21 protein-coding genes and 1 pseudogene are annotated in these 20,750 nt (G+C 57.6%); 11 read left to right on the top strand and 11 right to left on the bottom strand.

The genetic code is table 11. The features are described 5' to 3' along the window. Positions 1-138: 138 nt before the first annotated feature. The 9 genes and pseudogenes from BGP02_RS07630 to BGP02_RS07595 form a co-directional block, all read right to left on the bottom strand. A complete protein-coding gene (locus tag BGP02_RS07630; RefSeq protein WP_286798298.1) occupies positions 139-1,212 on the bottom strand; it encodes a serine/threonine-protein kinase in 1,074 nt (357 codons plus the stop codon). After that, a complete protein-coding gene (locus BGP02_RS07625; RefSeq protein WP_286798297.1) occupies positions 1,209-2,261 on the bottom strand; it encodes a serine/threonine protein kinase in 1,053 nt (350 codons plus the stop codon). The genes BGP02_RS07630 and BGP02_RS07625 overlap by 4 nt, the downstream gene beginning before the upstream one ends. Continuing rightward, the gene (locus tag BGP02_RS07620) at positions 2,258-3,406 is read right to left on the bottom strand and encodes a PP2C family protein-serine/threonine phosphatase (protein WP_286798296.1); all 1,149 of its coding nucleotides are present in this window, start codon (positions 3,404-3,406) and stop codon (positions 2,258-2,260) included. The genes BGP02_RS07625 and BGP02_RS07620 overlap by 4 nt, the downstream gene beginning before the upstream one ends. Before the next feature lie 247 nt (positions 3,407-3,653). Continuing rightward, the gene (locus BGP02_RS07615) at positions 3,654-4,772 is read right to left on the bottom strand and encodes an ImmA/IrrE family metallo-endopeptidase (protein WP_286798295.1); all 1,119 of its coding nucleotides are present in this window, start codon (positions 4,770-4,772) and stop codon (positions 3,654-3,656) included. A 9-nt stretch (positions 4,773-4,781) separates the two neighbouring features. Beyond that, entirely contained in the window at positions 4,782-5,501 is a 720-nt protein-coding gene (locus BGP02_RS07610) for a hypothetical protein (RefSeq protein ID WP_286798294.1), read from the bottom strand. Between the two features lie 547 nt (positions 5,502-6,048). Then, on the bottom strand, positions 6,049-6,789 hold the full coding sequence (locus BGP02_RS07605) for an IclR family transcriptional regulator (RefSeq protein WP_261939655.1): 741 nt from the start codon (positions 6,787-6,789) through the stop codon (positions 6,049-6,051). A gap of 73 nt (positions 6,790-6,862) precedes the next feature. Continuing rightward, the gene (locus BGP02_RS07600) at positions 6,863-7,000 is read right to left on the bottom strand and encodes an IS4 family transposase (protein WP_369751590.1); all 138 of its coding nucleotides are present in this window, start codon (positions 6,998-7,000) and stop codon (positions 6,863-6,865) included. Continuing rightward, positions 6,972-7,115 (bottom strand): annotated as a pseudogene (locus BGP02_RS22405) (IS4/Tn5 family transposase DNA-binding protein); the annotation flags it as partial. The gene BGP02_RS07600 and the pseudogene BGP02_RS22405, both read right to left, overlap by 29 nt. 195 nt (positions 7,116-7,310) lie before the next feature. Continuing rightward, positions 7,311-7,874 (bottom strand): VOC family protein, encoded by a 564-nt coding sequence (locus BGP02_RS07595; RefSeq protein WP_286798293.1) that lies wholly within the window; start codon positions 7,872-7,874, stop codon positions 7,311-7,313. A gap of 481 nt (positions 7,875-8,355) precedes the next feature. Between BGP02_RS07595 and BGP02_RS07590 the strand changes: the two genes are divergently transcribed. Further along, complete coding sequence (locus BGP02_RS07590) at positions 8,356-10,377, top strand: flavin-containing monooxygenase (RefSeq protein ID WP_286798292.1); 2,022 nt, start codon at positions 8,356-8,358, stop codon at positions 10,375-10,377. Positions 10,378-10,649: 272 nt separating this feature from the next. Beyond that, positions 10,650-11,348: an alpha/beta hydrolase gene (locus BGP02_RS07585; RefSeq protein WP_286798291.1), complete on the top strand. Its 699-nt coding sequence runs from the start codon at positions 10,650-10,652 to the stop codon at positions 11,346-11,348. Between the two features lie 143 nt (positions 11,349-11,491). Here the strand turns inward: BGP02_RS07585 and BGP02_RS07580 are convergent, their stop codons facing one another. Beyond that, entirely contained in the window at positions 11,492-11,635 is a 144-nt protein-coding gene (locus BGP02_RS07580; protein WP_261939658.1) for a hypothetical protein, read from the bottom strand. 158 nt (positions 11,636-11,793) lie between these two features. Between BGP02_RS07580 and BGP02_RS07575 the strand changes: the two genes are divergently transcribed. Together BGP02_RS07575 and mhpA are read left to right on the top strand one after the other, a co-directional pair. Then, on the top strand, positions 11,794-12,645 hold the full coding sequence (locus tag BGP02_RS07575; protein WP_286798290.1) for a fumarylacetoacetate hydrolase family protein: 852 nt from the start codon (positions 11,794-11,796) through the stop codon (positions 12,643-12,645). Between the two features lie 275 nt (positions 12,646-12,920). Continuing rightward, on the top strand, positions 12,921-14,387 hold the full coding sequence (gene mhpA, locus BGP02_RS07570; RefSeq protein WP_017234597.1) for a bifunctional 3-(3-hydroxy-phenyl)propionate/3-hydroxycinnamic acid hydroxylase MhpA: 1,467 nt from the start codon (positions 12,921-12,923) through the stop codon (positions 14,385-14,387). Between the two features lie 121 nt (positions 14,388-14,508). Here the strand turns inward: mhpA and BGP02_RS07565 are convergent, their stop codons facing one another. Further along, positions 14,509-15,249, bottom strand: a complete 741-nt coding sequence (locus BGP02_RS07565; protein WP_017234598.1) for an SDR family oxidoreductase — start codon at positions 15,247-15,249, stop codon at positions 14,509-14,511. 126 nt (positions 15,250-15,375) lie between these two features. Here BGP02_RS07565 and BGP02_RS07560 point away from each other — a divergent pair, with 126 nt between their 5' ends. The 7 genes from BGP02_RS07560 to BGP02_RS22335 all read left to right on the top strand — a co-directional run. After that, a complete protein-coding gene (locus BGP02_RS07560; RefSeq protein WP_017234599.1) occupies positions 15,376-16,761 on the top strand; it encodes an MFS transporter in 1,386 nt (461 codons plus the stop codon). A gap of 41 nt (positions 16,762-16,802) precedes the next feature. Continuing rightward, positions 16,803-17,738, top strand: coding sequence for a 3-carboxyethylcatechol 2,3-dioxygenase (locus tag BGP02_RS07555; protein ID WP_017234600.1), 936 nt, complete (start codon positions 16,803-16,805; stop codon positions 17,736-17,738). Next, positions 17,735-18,610, top strand: coding sequence for an alpha/beta fold hydrolase (locus BGP02_RS07550; protein WP_286798288.1), 876 nt, complete (start codon positions 17,735-17,737; stop codon positions 18,608-18,610). The genes BGP02_RS07555 and BGP02_RS07550 overlap by 4 nt, the downstream gene beginning before the upstream one ends. Before the next feature lie 16 nt (positions 18,611-18,626). Continuing rightward, complete coding sequence (locus BGP02_RS07545; RefSeq protein WP_261939662.1) at positions 18,627-19,421, top strand: 2-keto-4-pentenoate hydratase; 795 nt, start codon at positions 18,627-18,629, stop codon at positions 19,419-19,421. A gap of 21 nt (positions 19,422-19,442) precedes the next feature. Next, positions 19,443-19,904 carry a nuclear transport factor 2 family protein gene (locus BGP02_RS07540; protein WP_261939663.1) on the top strand — a complete coding sequence of 154 codons (462 nt, stop codon included), beginning with the start codon at positions 19,443-19,445 and terminating at the stop codon, positions 19,902-19,904. Beyond that, a complete protein-coding gene (locus tag BGP02_RS07535; RefSeq protein ID WP_286798287.1) occupies positions 19,901-20,671 on the top strand; it encodes an HpcH/HpaI aldolase family protein in 771 nt (256 codons plus the stop codon). The genes BGP02_RS07540 and BGP02_RS07535 overlap by 4 nt, the downstream gene beginning before the upstream one ends. After that, positions 20,668-20,750 (top strand): FAD-dependent monooxygenase (locus tag BGP02_RS22335; protein ID WP_353744097.1); only part of this gene is annotated, 83 nt, incomplete at its 3' end. The genes BGP02_RS07535 and BGP02_RS22335, both read left to right, overlap by 4 nt.

The following is a 20,750-nucleotide window of genomic DNA, read 5'->3' as shown; positions in this document are numbered from 1 at the left end:
AAGGTGTTACAAGCACCGGGGCCATAAATCTCTAGACCCCAGTGGTACGAGAAAAGCAGTCAGGTCACCCGCATCATGCGTATTTGTTCGCCAACAAGAACTCAACGCGGACGAAGGTGCTCGTTTATGCCTAAGTGACTACGGCTTCACCACGACTACCGGATGAGCGCGGGGGTGGGGGTGCCCCGGAAAGCTCGAATAGCAGACCGTTTGGTTATCCTCGATGCCGGGCTTTGCAGTGCCGTAGACGCTGTCCTTGCTGAAGAAGACTTGCCCATTTTTGCCATCGATGAAACCGCTATATCCATTCTGAATGAACTTGTTGACAGTGCCGATTTCTCGCGCGACGGCCAAATAGCATAACTCTTGGCAGCTCTGTACGAGTTCCTCAGCGGAAGGACGTTCTCCGGGATCGTACGACAGGCATTGATCAACGATCTCTTGGAGGCTTCGCGCTAGCGGGACGAATTGCGCGTTTGAGGTCATGAACTGCGGCCAGGGCTTACGGTCTTTGTTCTTAACGTTGACCGCCGCATCGAGATAGACGCCGAAGGGGTACTCTCCCGTCAAGAGCTTGTACATCATCGCGCCAACCGACCAGATGTCAATGTGCGGGCCAAGTGCAACCCCTGGCTTACGAAACATCATCTCCGGCGCCATAAATGGCAATGCCCCTCGAACCGTCCCCGACGTTGATCTCGTGATATCACCGGATTTGGCAGCGTCGTCGAAGACTTCTTCAGTTAGTGTTGCAATGCCGAAATCTGTGATCTTCAAGTCATAAAGATTAGGGCCAGCGGAAGCCATAATATTGCTCGGCTTAAGGTCGCGATGTACAACCCCGGCACGATGTGAGGCTGAGACGCCCTTTGCGAGGTGGTGCAATACTCTTGCGCCGAGGTGCGGATCAAGAGCTCCGAAGCGAGCTAACTTCTGCTCTAACGTCTCACCGTCGACAAACTCTTCAACCAAATAAGCCACATCGTCCACGAAATAGTCGAGGGTTTTTGCGACGTTGTGATGGTTTACTCGCGCCGCAATGATTGCACTTTGTGCGAATCGCCTGGTCTGTTGACCCACTTGCGGCGTCTTTAGTGCAACGTCGACTTCTAGGAGAGTGTCGCGTGCTTTGTAGACTTCTTGCATCCCGCCGCGGCCAACATGCTGAATAACTTGATATCGTCCGCCGATTTTGTCTCCTGGGCTGATCACGATGCCACCTCCGGGTTGGATACGTCAAAGGTCACAAATGCTCTGCTCGATCCAGCGACGCCAAATGTGATTACGCAACAGTCTGGCAAGGGGCGTCCAATCGCAACTGGCATATTATTTATAGAGACGAGTCCTGTTTGCGCTTGCGCCAAAAACTGAAATCCGTCGTAGACGATTTCGAGCGTTCCGACGTTGCCGAAGCTGAGTGCCATCTTTCTCGACGCGGCGTGCAGCTCATGCGTTTTCCCTCCCATGACTGCAAGTGCGCGATGTTTGTCCTTGAGAAGGTGGCGCCTCAAAAGCTCTTCTACCTCTTCCATTCGAGGACGATTTGCCGGAACGTAGCTCAAACAGCGTTCCAAAGTATCGACGATTGCATTCGGAAGACTGCCCCTCAGTGCAACAAGAGCGTCAACCGGTATCGGGCGTGGGGGCCTGACGAGGATCTCGTCTGGGGGAGCTTGGCCCAGCAGCGTGAGCGCCATGACTCCATAAGCGTAAACATCAATGGCCGAGTCAAAGCTAATTGTCGAACCGTGCCACAGCTCCGGCGCCATGTAGCCAATCGTGCCAATGATATTTCGTGTATTTGCATCATTGCCGGCTTGCCTGGCCAATCCGAAATCAAGGATCTTAACGACTCTGCTCGCATCGATTCTAATATTTTGGGGCTTGATGTCGCGATGGATAACGTGCGCAGCGTGAATGTCCTTGAGGCCACACGCGATTTGCCAGAGAACATTTAAAAACTCTTCTCCCGGAACGTACCCGTTGAGTTGCAGATTCTCACCATCAATATATTCAAGGACCAAGGCCTTCTTGTTCGTTCGATCATCGATTTTAATTACATCGAATAGTTGTACTACATGCTTTGATCGAAGTTGAATTAGTGCTCTTTGTTCGTCAAGCAGCCTTCTTTCATCTTCTCCATCTTTTAGTAGCTTCACAACTACTCGGCGTTGTAAGTGTAGATCGTCACAGAAAAAAATATCCCCCATCCCGCCACTGCTGCCGCCCCCGGACAGCGCGTATCTTTCTGGAAGTTTCACTGCTTTTTCTCCGAAGCGGTTGAATCACTTGTGTCGTCAATTTGGATTACAAGCTGAGGCCCTTTTCCCGTGCTTTGGTCTTGCTTGGATGGGTCTTTGGGCTTGCGTTTTCTTGTTCTTTTTTGTCGCGCCTGTCTTGTATCTGGTTCGGATGCCGAATTTTCAGAGGCTGCCCTAAGTTTTTTGGTTTCTGAATTATCGTTTTTCTGAGGCCTGTCACGTCCCTGCAGTGGGGGCAAATATTGATACTCAACGGAGCCAAATGGGTCCCACACGGTGAGCGTTACATCGGTCGTTGTGTGAAAAATCTCCGGAAGCCGTCGTAAATCGACCGCTGCCAGTGATGCGTTGTCCGGCCCGCCGCACCATCGTGCGAACGCAGAAAGCCGCTCCGCGGTTCGATAAATATCGGGTGCTTTCCATAGAACATCACAAAGTGCTTCGTGACTTACGAAATGGATGCCATCCGAAGTGATCAAAACCCTGCTTGTTTCATAGGGAAGCTCGGACAAATGGGCGGTGAGTCCAGACCCCATTCCAACAAATTGCAGCAACTCACGTCCGTGTCCACCTACGGCTTCTTCCAGTGAGTCGTCAACTGTGAGCCTTTGAACCGGCGGGGAACCTTGTTCGCGGACACCGTATATGCGGCTGTCGCCGACGTTGACTGATACGCCGGCACCATCAGATTTCCAGCATATGGCGGAGAGCGTCGCCCCACCGTCCCCGCCGTACTGATCAAACACCGCTAGATTTGCTTGTTCCGCAGCTGCACGCAGTCGTTCGAATGGATCTGCGATTTCGCCGCTAGCCATGCCGGCGAAAAAGGCCGCTAGCGTATAACTCGCGCATATCCCGCCATCACGCATTCCTCCCATTCCATCTGATATAGCAACGACTAGAAAAGATTCGCCATTGGCTGTGTCTGGGCAGGCCCTGAACGCGCCAATCCGATCCTGGTTCTCCGTTCTGACCAGTCCGATGTCAGTCGCCAGGGCGAAGGGGAGTGCGGCTGTCACGTTCGTAGCTCGGTCTGGAGTGGGCCGAGAAAACCACTTTATGAGCTTATCTCTTAGCATTTTGAAATCGATTTGATGTGCACGACGAGGCATGCGTTCCACTTCGGGCGTGATGGTCGCCCACATGCACGCAGCCTTCATTTCGCTTGCCATCTGGGACCGAATGTCGGAGCGTTAGCAAACTCTGCGTACATTTTCCCCCTAGTAATCGTCGACAAGCTACGTCTATCAGACGGGATGCACCAACCAAATTAGTTTTGCGACATTGGAGGGCATCGCTAGCGTCAACCAAATGTGTGCTGCCTCGCTATCGGTCGATCTTGGCGCGCGGTGCTCCTTCGCAGACGCCGGCGGAAAACCCGCGCAGAACGCGTCAGACTAGGCGAAGCTTCGTTTGCTGCTTAAATGAGTTACTGGGGGCTGTTGGGCTAGTCCCAGTACCAGCGACGACTGAAAGACGTGTGAGTTTGAACGTAAGCGCATTGATCTCCTCAACGTTTATGCAGAGGCTCTGAGCGATTTCCGAGGCGCCTCTTTGATGACTCTTCAGATGGTCAAGCACCTTCGTAAGTAACTGGGAGCGCTCGCGTTCCATCGGTTCGGGTTCGTTCGTCCTGTACTGATTTCGCCCCATTTCAATGCAGAGGTTGCGGTATGTCCACTCAGTCAGTTGGTCTAAGGCTCTATAGCGGTAAGCAATCGCAGCAAGCGATACGCCCCAATAGCTCTTGAGCTTCATCAGATACTTGATAGTGAATGCTGGAGGGCGACTACTAACAACGCTTTCTCTCGGCATGAGAAATGCCGCGGCGAACTCATTCGCCTGCCGCTCCATTTCTGGGCCATGATGCATGCCGTGTTGCATGCTGTACACGTCGCGGACCAGGTGCCCTAGTTCGTGTGCTGCATCAAACCGGCTGCGCTCGGCTGACTTCATCGTATTTAGGAAAATGAAAGGCTTACCATCGTGCCAAGTGCAAAAAGCGTCGACCTCGCGGGCCTCCTCAGCCAGAGAGAAGACACGTACGCCCTTTGATTCCAACAGGTGAACCATGTTTGGAATCGGTGCGTTACCTAAATTCCAGTGGCGCCGCAACGTAGCGGCGGCATCCTCCGGGCAAAGATCACTTAGGTCGGGTATATCTGCTTGAGGTAAGTTAAACCGTTCTTCGATCCAGTCATTAATCTTGAATGCGATAGAGCCGGCGCTTAGCGCACAGTTCTTCATCGCGTCAGACATCTTCGAGAGTGAGCGAAAGCTCGCAGCATGCTCGCCGATGACGGGCATCTTCTCTTCTATGAAAAAAAACTGCTGTGGGAAGTTCAGCAGTTTTGCAAGTTTCGCCAGTGTGTCGGCGTCAGGGGCTGAAGCGCCTGACTCGTAGTTTTGAATACTACGACTCGTGACACCCAATGCCTTGGCCAACTGTGCCTTAGTTTGGCGCCTTCTAACCCGGGCAAACGTTATTTGCGAAGGGTTTACTTCATTCATGATGCGAAATCAAAAAGTACCTGTTTTCGGTTCAACTTCAACCGTAGCCGGAGCGTTGGGCACGTCTGTTGGCATGGCGAAATTGGTCGGATCGTTCGGGATGGCGCCCAAAAGAATACGCTCCCCCCAATCCGTGATTTTCCTCTTCCCAAATCCGGTCGGATAAGAAAGCTCAAACCGAACCTCGTTCGTCTTTTTATCGTAGTGATATAGGAATGCCCAGACTTGTGTCTCGTCACGCTTCTCCTTTGCTTTTTTCAGGGAGTCCTGATTGAAAAGCTCCAGTTGGCGGTTGGAGTGGACAATGCCTTCTACAACAACCCCTTTTTCAGCCTGATTAGTCGGATCATCAAAGCCCTGCTTGCCCGTTTCGCTGTTGCCGGTCATCACAACGATAGATATGGAATGGTCCGCAGAGCTAACAAAGGGACAGTTCAATTTATCGTGGATGTGCCATTGGCGCTCCCCGAGCAGGGTGCGAAGGGTCTCGACGGTCTTCAACCATTGCTGTACACCAGCCGCGATGATCGCCGAGGCGCGGGTAACGTCATTACGCGCACCGAGTCCGTTTTGAACAACGTTGTGGAGAAGCTCAAGATCTAAGTCCGCTGAAAGCTCTTGGAGCCTAGATCGAACATCATCAGGATCGGCGACAATCTTGCTGCACGGCGCAGGCGAGTTGGAGTATGCGAGTTCGAACTTCGGTTTCGGCACGGTGCCTCCTTCCATGTTTCCGATTATTCTACCTCAAGTTGAGGTGGTAAAAGCGGAAATTTTATCGGGCGGATGCGATAGCAGCGGGAGCCCTAAAGTGGGGCTGCACTCGAGGCAAGTACGTTGTACAACGGTTTCTGCGGTACGGTAACGGTACGTCAGTTGGTTTTCTTGGATTTCGTGAAATCTCGCTAACTTATTGAATCTAAATAACTTTGGAGTTCTCTTGGATACGCTTGTTTTTCCTTGGATATCAATAACTTATTGATTCACAAGGAAATTTGTAATCATCAGGTGGCGGGTTCGAGTCCTGCAGCCGGCACCAAATACCATGCGGGTCCCAGAAATGGGACCCGTTTTTTTTGTTCTACAAAAGCTTGGTTGTTCTACAAAAGCTTGGTTGTTCTACAATGCGCGCGCTCAGGTCGCTGAGAACGCTAGGTCATTCACAGTAACTCTCTTGCTTCTCGGATGCGCTGAGCGGTCGAAGGAAGGCCACTACGCTCCATCGCTTGAGCAAAATCTTCGACGCTTGATTCAGGTGGCTGGAAAAAATCGAGCGCTACCCCAAGGAAAGACGTATGACGGCGGATGCCTCCTGCAAGCGGCTCAACAGGCGAGCGTTCGAACTGGTATCAAAACGCTGAACGCTGCCTACGAGTGCCAGCGCAGCTACGCAATCACCTTCGGCATTGAAAATTGGAACAGCCACTGCGCCGAGCCCGGATTCCAACTCGCCTTGCGAACGATAAAAGCCATCCTTGCGGATTTTCGTCAGCACGCTCAAAAACTCCCGCCAAGTATCTCCCATGCCATTGAGGCCGATCTCCTTGGCGTGGGTTGCGTAAATCTTCTTGAGCGAGCTGCGCGGCAGGTGCGCTAGCAGAACTTTTGGGGCGGCAGCAAGGAATAAGGGGCGGGGCCGCCCGCGCCCATAAGAAAGTTGAAGATTTTTTTCCGCGCTGACGCGATGGACGTCGATGACCTGCGGCCCGGCAAACATGACACTGAGTGCCGCGTCAAACTTGGTGCTGGCTGCCAGCTTGCGCATGACCGGATCGGCCGCGAACAACACCGGGTCGGTTTGTCGCAACTGATAGTCCAGCGCGATGATGCGCCCGCCGAGAGAGTAGCGCCCCGCCGCGACTTTTTGCAATAACCCCGCCTCGACCAATTCCTTCACATAGCGGTAACCCGTGGGGCGGGAATAGCCCAAAACATCGTTGATTTTGTCCGGTTGCCAGATCGGATTTTCCTCGGTGAATAGATCGAGAATGGCAAGAACCCGGCCGGGGCTGCTCATATTAGATTTAGGTATTGAAGTTCAAAGTGAACATGATAGCGGCCTGTGGCCGCCTCGTTATACACATCTCGGTTCATGCGGCCTCACCCCGAAGCGCACGTAGCGTTTCGGCGGGTATGATAACGCGCTGCAAGCCCTCCCAGATCGTGTTGGCACCAGGCTCGCCTTCGGCCTTGTGCGCAAGGAATGCCCGCCGTCGGCTTCTCTGCAAACCGCATCAGCAGTGTCTTTGCGCGTTCGTTGCGCCTCGCGTCGCCAAGATCCACGCCTTCCAACTCCCTATATGCCCAGCTATCCGATTCTCTCGCGATCTGGTGCCGCCACAATAGGCAAGAGTAAACGCCGATTGGCTTCCGTTTATAACCCCCAAAGCCGGCCTGACATCGCCCGCCATCCCTTGTCCATCAAGGCCTGGCGGACTGCTGTATGACTAGGTGGCGGCTGGTGCGTCGCCCCGCCGTGATTGCGAGACCAGCGAACACTATTCGCGATGAATGGCGCTTGATAGGCCGACTGAGTTCTCATTTCACACCCATGCGCTGCGCCATCTCCGCACGCCAAACCGACCGCGGTCTGAAACCCGGCAGCGTGCACGCATGCGATTCCAGGCGCTGCATCAGCGTGCTTCGATCCTTTAGATCGATCGCCACGCGCATGGGTTGTGAAACGTACCAAGGCAAATCGAAATAGAGCTCCAGCCGATTGCCCTCTGGGTCGGGAACATAGATGGAAAGTGCATTGCCGTGTGTCACCGGCGTGATATTGGGCAGCTTCTCGGCCAGCAGAGTCTCGTGCATCTCGCACAGCGTATCCAAGCTGTCTGTTTTGAGCGAAATCTGGTTGATGGGATTGAAGGGCATATCGTTGGGGCGCCCCGTCAGAAGCACGATCTGGTGGTGCTCATCCGGGTCTCGACTCAGAAACACGAGGTCCATCACTCCGTTCGGCCCGGGCAACTGGCCTCGGTCCGTCACGGTGAAATCAAGTAGGCGGGTGTAGAAGTCTGTGACCTTCGCAATGTCGGTCACGAACATGCCAAAGTGGCTGAACTTGAAGCCGGGCTGATTCGGGGTTTCCAGTGACATAGGGTTTCTCCGTGGATTGACAGTGATCCATGGTATCAGCTTAAATCTCGATTTATGAGATTTTGCAACTTATAAGGGGGGATTCGATGAATCAGGCGAGCTTCGAGTGGCGCAACATGTGCGCAGTGCCATTTCAGCATTGCGAGCGCGATCGACGGCTACGGATGCCGGCCGTACCCGAAAGCCTTTGCAGTTGTGTTCCCCGGGCTATTCCTTCCTAAGGGGCGCCCGTCTGGTCTGGCGGTCGGGCTGGCACAGTTCTTTGGATCGCCGTGATGGCGATCCTCGCTCCAGCGCCCTGTGCCTGTTCTCCGTGCGCATCAGCGAGACGCTCCCGTTACGCATGCGCTGTGAGAGATCGGCCGTAATCAACCAGATCTCACGGTCGCAAGTCGCCTTGCTGACCCATTCGGCGACGCGGCCTTCCGCGGCCACTCGCCAGTGTTTGCGAAGTCAATCGGGACAGCAACGAGAAAGAGGCGTGCGCCTGTGCCTCCTGTCCAGCAATGAAAACCTTTCTGCTATGCCTCTAACCACTACTGCCATTGAAACTCCGGGTGTTGACGACGTCTTTTGGCGCGAGGAATACGCGCAGATCGACGAGGACGATGCCTTTCTCGCCGACATCGTGGCGGAAGCCGACCTGCCCACGCTTCTCACTGCGCTTTCCGCCGTCACCGGAGACTTGTCGATGCTCCGTCCGGACCTGCGCGCGCCGTTTCCTCTTGTTGATACGGTTGGGCCTGCCCATGGAGGCATGAGCGAAGCCGCGCAAATCGAAGCCCGCGCACTGGCCCTGGCTGCACTCAAGCGCGTGCGCGACGAAAGCTTGACTCGGCCACGTCCTCTTGAGGATGCCGAGACACGCATCCTGATCGATTTCCTCACGAACGGTGCCGGAGAGGCCGATGCTGAGCTCCTCACCCACGAGATGGATCTCGCCCCGAAAAAGCTCGGCGCGCCTGGTTGGAAATTCGAGAATGTGGCGGGTGATCGCCAGTTCGCTGTCGCGGTCATTGGCACCGGCATGTCGGGCATTGCCGCCATGTATCGGCTCAAGCAGGCAGGCGTGCCCTTCACGGCCTTCGAGAAGAACCCCGACGTTGGCGGCGTGTGGTGGGCGAACACCTACCCGGGCGTGCGGCTCGACACACCGACGTTCGGGTACAGCTTTTCATTTGCTCAGCGCACGGACTGGCCGCATGCGTACGCGACCGGTGGTGAAATTGAAGACTACGCTCGCGAGATCGTGGCGCGTGCCGGGCTTCGCGAGCATATCCATTTCGGAGTCGAGGTCCTCTCGCTCAACTGGGACGAGGCTTCCGGCAATTGGGATGTGATGACTCGCACCGGCAGTGACGAGCCGGTGCACCATCGTTTCAATGCCGTGATTTCGGCGGTGGGCCAGCTCGAGCGACCCAATATCCCTGAGATCGAAGGTCAGAGCGATTTCAAGGGCGTGTGTATGCACTCCGCTCGCTGGAACCACGATGTTGATCTTCACGGAAAGCGCATCGCAGTCGTCGGTACTGGAGCAAGTGCGTACCAGATCGTCCCTAACATCGTTGATAAGGCTGAGCACCTTACTGTGTTCCAGCGCTCTGGTCCGTGGATGGTTCCTGCGCCGAACTACTACGCTGACACTCCGAGGGCGCTGCAGTGGTTGGCTGAGCATGTTCCATGCTACGGTCAATGGTTCCGGCTTTCAGGCTTCTTCCAGTCAGCGACCGGACGTGTGCATACCGTCGTCACCGACCCTGGTTGGACTCGAGAGGATTCGGTATCGGCAAAGAACCTGGAGGTGCGCGAAACGCTGACCGAGATCATTCGCGAACAGTGGAAAAGCCGCCCCGAACTCATCGACAAGATCGTGCCGACATACCCGCCCGGGGGCAAGCGAATGCTGCGCGACAACGGCGTGTGGGCCGCCGCGTTGCAGCGGCCAAATGCCGCGCTTGTCACCAGTCCCATTGCGCGCTTCACGGAAACTGGCCTGGTGACTGAAGATGGCGTCGAGCATCCGGTTGATGTCGTCGTCTATGCAACAGGATTCACCGCTGCCGAGTTTCTCGATCCGATGAAGATTCACGGTGCTTCAGGGCGAACGATCAAGGAGCAATGGCAGGGCAACGCGAAGGCGTGGGGGGGCATTGCCGTGCCTGACTTCCCCAATTTCTTCATGGTGTTGGGCCCGAACACGAATTACGTTGTGCACGGCAGCCAGCACTTCATGATGGAGTGTGCAGCCGAGTTCGCTGTCGAAGCGATCCATCAAGTTCTGCGCCGAGGCATCAAAGGCATTGAAGTAAAGCCAGAGGTTCTTGATGCCTTTGTCGAGCGAGTCGACGCCGAGAATCAGCGACGCGCTTGGGGCCGGCCGCAGATTCGCTCCTGGTACAAGAATCGCTTTGGTCGGGTTTCTCAGGTGTGGCCGTTCAGTCACCGCGAGTACTGGCAACTTACCCATGACGTCGACTTTGACAGCGACTTCATCTCGCATTGAGCTAACAGGCCTTCGGAGCGTAGAAAACTATGGCTTTGGATAGTGTCTCGCAGGCCCTTTTGCAGTCCTGGGCCGCAGCGGCAGGGGCGAATGCGACTCCACTATGGAAACTCGATGCCGTGCAAGCGCGGGCAGCCGCCGGACGCAGAGTGCTTCAGCGTGACCCAGGGCCAGCGATGGCGCGCAGTGAGGAAGTCGCGATTCCGGTACGAGATGGCTCCTCAATCCCGGCTCGACTGCTGGTGCCTACGGTGCGACCGCGAGGTGTGTTGATGTACGTGCATGGCGGCGGCTGGGTGTTGGGCGAACTGTCCGAATTCGAGGCCATCGGGCGGAAGCTTGCTGCATGCACGGGCGCGGCGGTATTGCTGGTGGGCTACCGCCTTGCGCCGGAACATCGTTTTCCAATCCCGCTGCAAGACACGTGGGACGCTCTGCTATGGGCGAATCAGCACAAAGTGGAGATCGCAGGAGACGACGTCCCGCTGGTCGTCGCTGGGGACAGCGCTGGCGCCAATCTGGCGGCTGTCGTCGCTCGGTGGTCGCGGGAGCGAAACAGCCCAAAGCTGGCGGCGCAAGTGCTGGTGTATCCCGTGACCGATGCAGATTTCACGCGCGCCTCCTATCACGAACCGGAGAACCAGACCTTCCTCTCAACGCCATCCATGGCCTGGTTCTGGGACCAATATGTGGCCGATTCATCTGCACGCATGCATCCCGATGCATCTCCGCTGCGTGCCAAGGACTTGTCGGGCTTGCCTGCGGCATTCGTGGTGACAGGGCAGCACGACATCCTGCGTGATGAAGGACAGGCCTACGCCGCCGGGATGGCTGATGCTGGCGTGGAAGTGGAACAGCATGAAATGGCAGGCCAGATGCACGGATTTTTCACTATGACAGGCATCCTGCCGGCCAGCGATCAGGTGCTGGAAAGAATAGGCGCCTTTCTTGATCGCAAATTGCTCGCATGAAGTCGCGCCATCCAACAGGCTGCCGAGCTACTTTTCAACACGAGTCGTCTACAGGCACTTGATCGAGCGGCGGCCCTAGTTGTTCGGCGTTGCCTGCGCAATCACGCCCCGTGCATAGGCGCGCGTTGATGAACGCTCTGGCGTCACGGCGCTTGTCCGTACCAGCGTGTGCGGCGCGTGTCGTCGTTGGGTGCCTCGCGCTCGCCATGGCCATCGGCAATGGTGACCGTACTGATGGCGATCTGTGCATCTTCTGAGATCTTGTCTTGCGACTCTCGTGGGATCAACTTACAGCGCCTGTCACGCACCACGCGCCGACCGAAACGAAGTGCTTCGCCAGCTCGCCTAGGGGTGGTTCAGGCTTGCATTCGAATTCTGCATGGCTTGACGATAAAATATAAATCTCGAATAATGAGATATATTAACTTTAATTAAAGGGCATTAAATGAAACTGGTGAGCTTCGAATGGCAAGGCCGTGCAGGTTTTGGTGCGGTGATCGATGCAGGCATCGTGGACTTGGGTCAGGCGTTCAACGGGCGGTATGCCAGCCTGAAGGATTTGCTGGCTGCAGATGCCGTGGGTGAGGCTGCCGAGCTGGTATCGGGGCGCCAGGCAGATTTTCAGATGTCGGACGTGACGCTGCTGCCGGTGATTCCCGACCCCGGCAAGATCTGGTGCTGCGGTTTGAACTACCACGCGCACGTTCAGGAAACCAATCGCGAAGTCACTGAAGAGCCGACCTTCTTCTTGCGCGTGGCAAGTTCACAAGTCGGTCATGAGCAGGCCATCGTGCGGCCCAGGGAATCGACGCAGCTCGACTTTGAGGCGGAAATCGCCGTTGTCATCGGCAGGGGCGGGCGTCGCATCGCCCCAGCAGAGGCGGCCCAGCACATCGCGGGTTATGCCTGCTACAACGATGGCAGCGTGCGCGACTGGCAGCGCCATACCTCGCAGTGGATTCCGGGCAAGAACTTTTGGCGCACCGGCGGATTTGGCCCCTGGATGGTGACCGCAGACGAAATTCCGTTTGACACGCGCCTGAAGATGGTGACGCGCCTCAATGGACAAGAGATGCAGAACACCACCACCGACATGATGATTCATAGCATTGCCAAGCAGATTGCTTACGTGTCCACCATTGCGCCGCTTGAAGCGGGCGACGTCATCGTTACAGGTACGCCGGGTGGCGTCGGTGCACGACGCCACCCACCAGTCTGGATGAAGGCGGGCGACGTGGTGGAGATTGAGGTGGAGCGCATCGGCGTGCTGCGCAATCCGATTGCTGACGAGCAGTGATCCGGCTCCGTACGAATCGCGCATCAGCCTTGGCTTCTTTCATGTTCACGGTCATTCACAGACCGGCATGAAGACCCTATACCGATGCATGGTGGGCTGCGTGCCCATCGCATGGCTTCCTATCCTGAACAGCGCTCAGAACTAGCTGTCCCAAGGTCGCGCAGACCTGATCTGCGGGAGCCTAAATCAACGCAATGGCTTCCAAAATAGGACGAGGCGATCCGGGACATCGCCATCAGGCAAACCAGAGCAACGCTCTATCGAAAAAAGAATTTATGCACGACGTTGCGATCATCGGTCTCGGCCCCACGGGGGTAACGCTGGCAACCCTGCTCGCACAGCAAGGCCTTCGGGTGCTGGCGATCGACCGCGAGGCGGGCATCTATCCCCTGCCGCGTGCAGTGCATTTCGATGGTGAGTGCATGCGTGTGTTCCAGAGCATCGGCGTTGCCGATGCCTTGAAATCCCAGGTGCGTCCATCGCCGGGCATGAAGTTCATTGACTCCGACGGGCGGCTGCTGATTGATTGGTCGCGCGATTTGGAAGTCGGGCCCATGGGCTGGTATGCCAGCTACCGTTGTCACCAGCCGTGGCTGGAACAAACGCTGCGGCAAAAACTGGCCGAGCACGCCGGTGCGGACATTCGCGTGAAGCACGAGATGCTCGACTGCACGGTTGCGTCAGACGGCGTTGATCTACGCATTAAGGATCTTTCCACCGGCAAAGCGCTGCAAGAGAAAGCTCGCTACGTCGTCGGTTGCGATGGAGCGCGATCCATCATGCGTGGACTTACCGGAGCGCGCATGGACGATTTGCAGCAGCACGAACAATGGATCGTGGTGGACATCGTTCTGAATCATGAGCGCCCCGATTTAGGCGACTACAGCATCCAGTATTGCGATCCGTCGCGCCCGGGAACTTACGTACGCGGCGTGGGCATGCGCCGGCGCTGGGAGCTGATGTTGGTGCCGGGCGACGATCCAACAATCATTACGCAGCCGGAATCCATCTGGAAACTGCTGTCGCGATGGGTCACGCCACAAGAGGCCACGCTGGAGCGCCCCGCGCTCTATACCTTTCGCGCTGTTGTCGCGCGCGGGTGGCGAAAAGGCCGCTTGCTGCTGGCGGGCGATGCTGCGCATTTGACTCCGCCGTTCATGGGGCAAGGCATGTGTGCGGGTATCCGCGATGCTTCCAACCTCGCATGGAAGTTGGCGGCAGTGATTCGCGGCGAGGCAGGTGAAGACTTGTTGAACACTTATGAATCCGAGCGCGAGCCGCATGTGCGTGAGTTCGTCTCAACGGCGGTGCGCCTGGGACACATCATCCAAACTACCGACCCGGATGTCGTGCGGCGGCGCGACAAGGAGTTTGCACAGCCTGAATTGTTTTCGACTCCGCAACCGTCGCTCGGCCCTGGCGCTCATGTGGGAGGCGCCCTTGGCGGACGCATGATCCCGCAGGCGGTTCGCGCCGACGGATCGCGCACGGACGATGACACGGGCTACGCCTATTCGTTGTTTGTATCGCCCGTCGCGCTAGGTGCGGCGAAGGCCCTGATCAAGGACCGTATGCCCATCGTCGCGGTCACCGAGCCTTCGCTGACGAATTGGATGGAGGCGTCGGGCATCGTTGCCGCGTTGGTACGCCCCGACCGCTATGTCGCGGGGGGCGCCGCGACAGACCGCGAGCTGGAGCAATTGCTACAGGCACGCGGCGCAGATTCCCCGATCTGTGCATGAGCGCCGGCGGCAAGGGCGCCACAAACACTTGAGCAACATTGCGCAGCGCAACCTGCGCAAGTGTTGAAGCGGGCGTGACCCGTAGCGTAGCAGTCTGGACGACCCAATGATCGGTGTTGCGTCAGACCGAGCGGGTTTCCCCGCCGTCGGCGCGCACGTTCTGCCCGGTGATGTACGCGGACTCGTCACTCGCGAGAAAGCGTACGACCCGGGCCAATTCGGCGGTACTTTGCGCGCGGCGCAAGGGGATCTTGCTGGTCCATTCGGGCGGCACTGCAGCGGGATCGTCCTTTGTAAATCCGGGGAGCACGTTGTTCATGCGGATGCCTTGCGGCCCGTACTCATCGGCATAGAGCTTGGTGAACGAACCCAGCGCGGCGCGCAGCGTTGTCGAGATAGAGAACATCCGGTTGGGTTCGAAAGCCCCGGCTGTAGAGATGTTGACGATCGCGCCACCGCCCGACGCAAGAAGGTGCGGGGTAGCGATGCGAGCCATGCGAACTACGCTCAACAAGTACAAATCCACACCGTGCAGCCAGTCGTCATCGCTGATGTCGAGCAGCGTCCCGCGTGCGGCGTGGCCACTGTTGTTGATCACCGCGTCAATGCGACCGAACTTTTCGATTGCGAGATCAACCGTCGCGCGCAGGTCCGCGATGTTGGTGTTGGAGCCATCAACGCCGGCACCGCCTAGTGACTCGGCGAGCATGCGACCGCGGCCGGACGGAGACAAGGCCACGACACGCCAGCCGCAGGCCGCAAGCTCACGCACGCAGGCTGCGCCAATGCCGGAACCTCCGGCGACAACAATGCCGACCTTTTGCTTTTCCGTGCCTCGCGGGCTATCTCCAATCTTGGTCATGCGCTGACTCCTTCGAGTGTGTGGTGTTAACTGCGGCTCCGGGAATGCCCCAATGCAGAAATTGACTTTTTTCTCAATTGCTGAGATAAAATTACAAAATCAATTATACAAAAGAGACAGCGTTTTATGAAAATTTCCGATCACATCGCAGATTCGCCCATGACCGGCTTACAGCTGCGCGTCGTCTTCGTGTCGATCGTGCTCGTCGTGCTCGATGGTTACGACTTGACACTGGCGGCATTCGCCGCGCCGTTCATTGAGCGGGGCTTTGGCGTTTCGAAGACGCAGTTGGGGATGGTGCTGTCGGGCGCCCTCATCGGGATGTTGGTCGGCTCGATCGTCGTCGCACCCATTGCCGACCGAATGGGGCGCCGCCTGACGGGGGTGCTCGCGACGTGCGTGATCGGGATCGGGATGTTGATTGGTCCGTTCGCTTCAGCCGAACGTGGAACCATGCTGTTGGTCATCAGCCGCATCATCACCGGCGTCGGCATTGGTGCCCTTGTCGCCGTGGTCGGCGTGATCCTGTCTGAATACACCGCCAAGCGCGTCTATCCATTGGTGATGGCGATCTACGCGGCCGCGATCAATATCGGCGGATTGCTCGGTGCCATGCTTGTCGGGCCGATGCTGGCCACCCACGGGTGGCAATTCGGCTGGTGGGTCGGGTTTGTCCTCAGCGTGATTGCCGCGATCGGGACCTACTTTTTGCTGCCGGAGTCGCTCGCCTGGTTGGCCGAGGGGCGTCGTCGCGACTCGCTGCTGCAACTGAACAGGATCCTCGCGAAGATGGGGCAGCCCACGTTGACCGCGTTGCCGGAGTCTTCGAATCCCGATGTCAAGGTGACTGGGGCATTGCGCACCATTGCCAGCGCCCCGTTGCTCTGGCAGACGGTGCTGATGATCTTGTCCTACGTTGCCTACATGGTGAGCTTCTACTTCCTGACCACCTGGGCGCCCACCACGGTGGCCAGTATGAACCACAAGCCGTTGCTGGCTCCCCAGCTCGTTGTTGCATTCAGCTTGGGTGGCATCGCCGGGAGCCTCGTCTTCGGCTTCATCGGCAACCGCATCAACTTGCGCATCCTGACGCCCATTTTCCTGGTGATGGCCGCGGCGGCCATGTCGTACTTCGGCATCGCCGGCCCGGCGATGCCCGGTGCGATGTGGACGGTGTTCATCGCGTCGTTCTTCGTCTGTGCCGGAACGGCGGGTTTTTACGGGATCGTTCCGCTCCTGTATCCAACGTTGGCCCGCTCAACGGGCTACGGGGTGGTCATCGGCATGGGTCGCTTTGGCGGCATCGCGGCGCCCATCCTTGGCGGTATGTGCTTCGATGGTGGCATGGACATGGGTACGGCCTTCACACTGTTTTCACTTCCGATGTTGATCGCCGCCGTCGGCCTTTTGGTACTGCACGTTGGACTTAAGTGCTCGGCATCACGTGAGCGCGCAGCCTTGGCTGCGAGATCTGGTGGCACGCAGGCCGACCGCAGTCAGCAAGCCTACTAACAAGAGGGCTGCCCTTCAGGTCGCCTCGAAAAGGAATACACATGTCACTCGCTGTCGCAGCGCTATCCCATGCGCCGTCTTTCGGTAACGTCGATCCAGGCGGTACCACGCTTGCCGAAATCATGGCCGGCATCCAGGAGGTTCGCGCCTTCATTGAGCGTTTCGCCCCCGAGGTCGTCGTCGTTTTCGGGCCCGATCACTTCAATGGCCAGCTGTATTCGTGCATCACGCCGTGGGTGATCGGTGCGCAGGCTGAGGGGGTCGGCGACTACGGCACGACCGAGGGCTTCATCAATGTTGATGGCGAGACCGCGCGGCAGCTGCATGCCGCAGTGCTGGATCAGGGCATAGACATCGCGCGATCGGAGCGAATGATGGTTGATCATGGCGTCATGCAGCCCGTGGACTTCTTGCTTGGCAAGCGTCATACGCGGCCCATCGTCCCGGTGTTCGTCAACGCAATTGCCTTTCCATTGACACCGATGAGGCGTGTGCGCGAGATGGGTGAGGCGTTTGGCAAAGCTGCGCTGCAGCTTGGAAAGCGAGTGCTCTTCATCGCCTCGGGGGGCATTTCGCATTCCCCGCCAATTCCGCGTTGGGAGGGGGCTCCTCCCGAACTGAAAGCACGTTTGGTTTCGTATGCCCCCACGCGCGAAGAGCGCCGCGCACGTGAACAGGCCATAGTGGATGCGATTCAGAGGATCGCGGATGGCAAGGGTTCGAGTGCCCCGCTGAACGAGGCTTGGGATACCTTGCTGCTTGACACCTTCCGATCGGGTGATTTGTCACCGGTTGATACGTGGGACAACGACCAGTTCGTCATTGATGGTGGCTCAGCTGCACATGAGATGCGCAGCTGGATAGCGGCTTATGCCGCGCTCTCAACTGCTGGTAAATACAAGCTGCCTGTCGACCGGTATTGGGCCGTCAAGCGCTGGGGCGCCGGTTTTGCCGTTCAGGCGGGATGTGCAGCATGAACCGTCTTATGACCTTCTGGGAAGCAGTGTCGGATCTTCCGCATCGTCTGCATTACGTTGACGTCGGGCCGTGGCGCACGCGTGTGCTCGACCTCGGCGAAGGTGACAGGGTCGTAGTGCTTGCCAATGGCACCAGTGGCCACATCGAGGCCTGGACGCAGAACGTGCGTGCGCTGGTTCAGGCCGGCTACCGTGTCATCGGTTACGACTATCCAGGTCATGGGTACACAACCCTGACCGATCACGACTTGGAAATCCCCGAGTACGGGTCGCACTTGCTAGGGCTGCTGAATGTGCTCAATCTCGAGCGTGTCCATCTTGCCGGGGAGTCACTCGGGGGATGGATCGCGGTCAAGTTTGCTGCTCACCACTCTAATCGTTTGCTGAGCGTGATTCTGAGTGCGCCCGGCGGCCGCGTGGTTGGCGAGCAGAAGGTAGACAAGGCTCAATCAGTGAGCAAGCAAGCGGTCACCGAGCCGACGTTCGAGAACGTCAAAAAGCGCCTTCAGGTCGTGATCCACGACCCACAGAAGATAACGGACGAGTTAGTGCGCGTTCGCCAAGCTATATACAGCCGAGATCCGAGCGGGGCAAACATGGCTCATATCTCGGTGTTGCGTCAGCCGGACCAGCGTTGGCGCAACCGTGTCACAGATCAGGATTTCGCGGCCATCCCCGTGCCAGCGCTCTTTGTCTGGACAGACCATGAACCTACGGGCGACGCTTCAGAAGGCCGGCGCTTGGCTGCGCTTATTCCTCAAGGCGAGTTTCTGCTTGTTGAGGGCGCTGCGCACTGGCCCCAGTGGGAAGGTGCGGAGGTGTTCAATGCGGCGGCTATCTCCTTCCTCGACAAACAGCACCGCCAGAGCTAGCCAGAACATGACCCCTATGACGATCCTCTCTGAAACTATCCCTGGCATCGCTCGTGAGCTCTACGACGCCCGCGTTGGTGTCTATACCGTTCCTTACGTCAGCCCGCGACTGCCTGAGCGCGACCTTGATGCGGCCTATGCAATCTCGGCTGAGTTCGCCGCACTGCGCGAACGGAATCTAGGCGTGCGCAGGGTAGGTCGAAAAGTGGGACTGACCAATCCGAACGTGCAAAAGCGCGTCGGCATTAGTGAACCTGATTACGGAGTTATCCACGACGACATGGTTTTTCAGTCGGGTGTGGTGTTGCCCAAGTCGCGCTACAACCGATTGCTAATCGAAGCCGAAGTCGCATTTGTGCTCAAGAGCGATATTTTCGATGCCACGCTCGAGCGAGTGGCGGCGGCCATTGACTACGTGACACCCGCCTTCGAGGTCGTTGATTTCCGCTACGACGGCAGCGTGGGGCAGATTGTGGACACCATCGCCGACAACGCCGGATGCAGTGGCATCGTGGTCGGCGAGGAAAAGCATCCCTATGGCTCGGTAGATCTCAAAGCGGTCGAAATGGTGATTACCGGGGGCGGCAAGGAGATTACTCGCGGCGTCGGAAGCAATGTACTTGGCGACCCGATCAACGCCGTGCTCTGGCTGGCCGACACAGCCATCCGCACAGGGCAGCCGTTGCGAGCTGGCGAGGTGCTGCTCTCGGGTTCGATCGGCTACATCGAGCCTTGGCCGGTGGATGTCGAGTGTGTTGCCACCATTACAGGTCTCGGCCGTGTGGTCGCGAGTGTCGATTCCAAGGCATGAGTTTCGAGAGAGAGCTACACCATGAGTAACTATTTCCCCGTTGATGCAGTCACCCGCGTCGAGATTGAGCAGCTCATTTCCGAGATGCTTTACCGCCTGGATCACAACCAGGCCGATACCACGTGGGAGCTCTATACCGAAGACGGTGTCTCAGTCGGGCCCTTGGGCACGATGAATCGCGAGCAGAGCAAGACTTGGGGTGCCAAACGGGTGAAGCAAGCCGACATCGTCAGCCGCCATTTCATTGGTGGAGTCCGGTTGGTCTGGGACGGCGATGAAGTGGCCGGCACCGTGCAGTATCTGACGTTCCGCGACACCAACGAGCCGCAGACACAGCCCGCTTCTGTGGGTGAGTTCCGTGAGCGGTATCGCAAGGTCGATGGTCAGTGGCGATTCGCCCGCCGCGAGATCGTGCCAGTCTTCGGAGGCAACGCTGCTGCTGCGCATGCGGCGCGGCTCACAGAAAGTGAGAGCAAGTCATGAAAGCAGCAGATCTCGTGAGCGGGCCCAAGATATTGGTGCATCAGACGTTGCCTTCGTTCTCCATTCCGGAATGGGTTGAGGTTGCCGGCTACCACGGCATCATCCTCGATCTTCAGCATGGCGAACTCGGTGTCGACGCCGCGTGTGGCATCCTGCGCTCGATTCCTCGCCACAACGCTTACGCTTGGGCACGTGTCGGCTCGACTGACCCCGGCCAGATCCTGCGCCTGCTTGACAGCGGCGCGCGCGGCATCGTTGCTCCCACGATCGAGTCGCGCGAGCAGGCACAGGCCTTGGTGGCTGCGACCAAATATCTACCCGTTGGTAATCGCAGCATGGGACCGTCGAGGCCAGGGCTCTACATCGGTGATTCGTATGCCGAAGCAGGCAACCTCGCCGTCTCGACCATTGCGCAGATCGAGACCCGGATCGGCGTCGAACGCGCGGAGGAAATCATCTCCACTCCGGGGCTGGACTCGATCTACATCGGTCCTGCAGATCTTGCCGTTTCCTATGGCCTGCCGGGGCGTGGTGACTGGGACGACGGGCCTGTTCGCGACGCGATCGTCCACTTGCGCAAACTCACCCGGGCCCATGGCGTGACCCTCGGCATCTATTCAGGCAAATCTGCATACACCGCGGCGTTGTTGGCCGATGGACTGGTTGACTATGTCGCATTCGGTATTGACCTCGTTCTGTTGAATCGCGCGCTCGGCGACAACATCAACGAACTCAAGACCGCGCTATCTACAAGGAATCGCTCATGAGCAAAACCGCGGACGTTCTCATCATCGGTGCGGGGCCTGTTGGCCTTTTGCTAGCCAACCTGCTTGGACAGCAGGGAGT

The organism is Pandoraea sp. 64-18 (assembly GCF_001899225.1).
GTDB classification, from domain to species: domain Bacteria; phylum Pseudomonadota; class Gammaproteobacteria; order Burkholderiales; family Burkholderiaceae; genus Pandoraea; species Pandoraea cepalis.
The sequence above is the reverse complement of the archived record's forward strand: the minus strand, read 5'-3'. Positions and strand labels throughout refer to the sequence as shown.